Below are 2,717 nucleotides of genomic sequence, written 5' to 3'. Positions count from 1 at the left end.
GATCCAGGGCGCGGCGCCCGAGAGATGATAGGTGCCGTTGCGGCGATACACGTCTGCGAAGTTCAGGCCTACGGCTTGCGTACGGACGAGCACCTGGCCAGGGCCGGGAACCGGGTCGGCGATGGTGTCCCAGCGCAGGACGTCGGTGCCGCCGAAGCGGTCGAACAGGAGGGCTTGCATGGGCGGACCTGGGGCCTTGTGCCGGGATGTTGACCGTATGGTAGGGCAGATATCGTCCCTGGCGCCCGGGGAGCGTATAACCCGTGAAGGCAGTCACATTCGCCACGCCCGGATATCCCATGAACAGCAACGCATCCTTGCAACAGGCCAGGGGCAGCTTCAGCGTCGAGGTCAAACCGCAGACGCCGGATAACCCCGCCGCCGAGGGATCCGGGCTGTCGCGCCTGTCGCTGCAAAAGCAGTTCCAGGGGGACCTCGAAGGTAGCGGCCAGGGCGAGATGCTCGGGGCTGGCGACGGAAAAACATCGGGCGGTTACGTGGCGCTGGAGAAAATCAGCGGCACGCTGGGTGGTCGCAGGGGCAGCTTCGTCATGATCCACCGCGCCTTGATGGTGGGTGGTGCTCCGACGGAATGGACGATCGTCGTGGTCCCCGAATCGGGCACCGACGAACTGAGGGGGCTGAGCGGCTCGATGAAAATCATCATCGCCGACGGCAAGCACAGCTACGACTTCGCGTATTCGTTCACCTAGGCGAGCGCTCCAGCGTATTTCCGGCAATGCTCGAGGTACCCGCCCTCGTGCGCCTGAACCAGCTCCACCACGCTACGCCATAGCCACGATGGCGCCTCGATGTTCTGCGGGCGGTTGCGCGCGAGTTCGGCGAGCCAGCTCTTGCGCTGGTCGCGATTCAGCTGGGCAGCATGTGCCCTGCCCACCACGTTGCCCAGATAACGGGCGACCTCCATGGCATCGGCGGGTTCCATCTGTTCGAGGTCGATCTTCAGGTCCTGCGGACGCAGCTCGCGAATGAAAACTGTCTTGCCCTGGATGCGCGAGGCCATCATCCGCTGGCCCAGGTTGGGCGCAAGATGGAGCGCGCCCTCCTTCACGCGGAGAGCGTTGTCGCGAGGCATATCCGCCGTCGCACTTCGCGGTGCGGCCGCGCGCAGCGCTTCCTTGACGTCGACCAGGCAGAGCTCCTTGCCGCCGCTCACGCGCATCAGCAACGCATAGCGAAGTCGTCCCAGCGAACTGCAGCCCTTGACCCAGTACTTGGCGTCGACGAGCTCGACCGTGGCATCGTCCTTGCGATGCACGAGTTGCGCGACCAGCTTCTGCATGTCGGTACCCGATGCCAATGCCTCGAGCTCGGCGCGCTCTTCATCGGTGACCGGCCAGAAGCGGCGGCCCAGCGGAATGGACGGCTTCGGGCCCGCGATGCGTTCCTCGGCCAGATGCTTCCAGCGGCGCCTGGTCGCTGCCCTCATGACCAGGCTGATGCACGAGGGACGTTCGACGAGGCGATAGTCCTTGCGTCCGCTTCCCATGGCGCGCTCGTAGCCGTCGATGAGCTGCTCGACCATGCGCGCCGTAATCACGCCTGGGAGATCGGAACCACGGGCGGCGGTGGCGAGCGACACGGCCAGTCGCACGATGTCATGCGCGGGATTGCCCATGACGGTCTGGTCGAGATCGCGGATCTGGATGTCGATACCGCCGTTGTTGTCCGCCACCGGCCCGATGTTGCTGACGTGGCAGTCACCGCATATCCAGATGTCCGGCCCCTTCGGCAGCGTTCGTCCTGCGTGGTCGAGCCAGTCGTAGAACTGCAGCGTGTTGCCGCGGACGAACACGTGTGCCGAGCGCGCCATCTTGAGGTTACGTAGCGCCGTCAGGCGTGCCGTGCGATCTTCCGGTTCAACGGTTCCCTTGACTGCCATGGTGCGCCTCGCAAGTTCTTGCGCATCGATGGTGAGCGCGTATAACGAGGCAGCGTGTCGTGGGTCGCGTGAAGCGATTGCGAGCTGGAGGAGAACGGGCCCGCTGGCGCGGGATCGCCGATGAATCGGCTCCTACACTGGTGCTAGCCGGGGCGTGGATCGGTGCGCGTCGAGACGAGGCGGAGGAAAGCTTCGTGTTGGTAGCGGCTCATGCGTAGCTTTTGTCCGGTGTCCATGGTGACTACATGGTGGCCGTTGAACCACGGATGGATGGCCTGTACGCGCCGAACGTTGATAATTGCCGAGCGGTGGATGCGCGCGAACTGGTTCGGGTTGAGCCGCTCGGCGAGGGCCACCATGGTTTCCCGCAGTTCGTACTGCCGGTCAGCGAGATGGATCTGCACGACATTGCCGTCAGCCTTGATCCAGACGATGTCGCTCACGTCGACGAAGGCCACGTGTTCGTCGGTACGTACCGGGATGCGCTCGAGATAGTTGTCGCGCTGTTTGAGCGCGTCGAGCACCTGTTGTATGCCGGAACCGCCCGCCGCATGCACCGCAACGGCGGACAACCGCGCCTTCGCGCGCTGCAGGGTTTCAGTGAAACGCTGCCGGCTGAAGGGCTTGACGAGGTAGTCCACGGCGTTTGCCTCGAACGCCTTGACGGCGTAGTGCTCAAACGCGGTGACGAAAACGGTGGCCGGCATCCGTGCCGCGCCGATGGTCGCCACGACATCCATGCCCTGGATGCCGGGCATCTGGATATCGAGGAAAACGAGGTCCGGCGACTGGTTGCGGATAGCCTGCACGGCGG

Annotated in this window: 3 protein-coding genes and 1 pseudogene; 1 reads left to right on the top strand and 3 read right to left on the bottom strand. The window is 64.5% G+C overall.

Translation table 11 applies throughout. The features are described from left to right. A pseudogene (locus tag AC1DSN_RS20980) lies at window positions 1–180 on the bottom strand (quinone oxidoreductase); the annotation flags it as partial. Between the two features lie 119 nt (window positions 181–299). Between AC1DSN_RS20980 and AC1DSN_RS20975 the strand changes: the two are divergent. After that, window positions 300–713 (top strand): DUF3224 domain-containing protein, encoded by a 414-nt coding sequence (locus tag AC1DSN_RS20975; protein ID WP_477296002.1) that lies wholly within the window; start codon window positions 300–302, stop codon window positions 711–713. On the opposite strand, the gene AC1DSN_RS20970 is transcribed toward AC1DSN_RS20975, so the two are convergent. Together AC1DSN_RS20970 and AC1DSN_RS20965 are read right to left on the bottom strand one after the other, a co-directional pair. Then, on the bottom strand, window positions 710–1,903 hold the full coding sequence (locus tag AC1DSN_RS20970; protein WP_477296001.1) for a DUF2252 family protein: 1,194 nt from the start codon (window positions 1,901–1,903) through the stop codon (window positions 710–712). The two genes, AC1DSN_RS20975 and AC1DSN_RS20970, sit on opposite strands and share 4 nt — an antisense overlap. A 143-nt stretch (window positions 1,904–2,046) precedes the next feature. Further along, window positions 2,047–2,717, bottom strand: a 671-nt coding sequence (locus AC1DSN_RS20965; RefSeq protein ID WP_477332655.1) for a LytR/AlgR family response regulator transcription factor, incomplete at its 5' end; no start/stop codon positions are given.

Source organism: Luteibacter sp. P4_D7_3 (assembly GCF_056401735.1).
This window is presented reverse-complemented; position numbering and strand designations above follow the sequence as displayed.

Excerpts from the sequence above, each read along its gene's own strand:
- AC1DSN_RS20970 (WP_477296001.1), bottom strand. The coding sequence starts at position 1,903 with ATGGCAGTCAAGGGAACCGTTGAACCGGAAGATCGCACGGCACGCCTG.
- AC1DSN_RS20975 (WP_477296002.1), top strand. The coding sequence starts at position 300 with ATGAACAGCAACGCATCCTTGCAACAGGCCAGGGGCAGCTTCAGCGTC.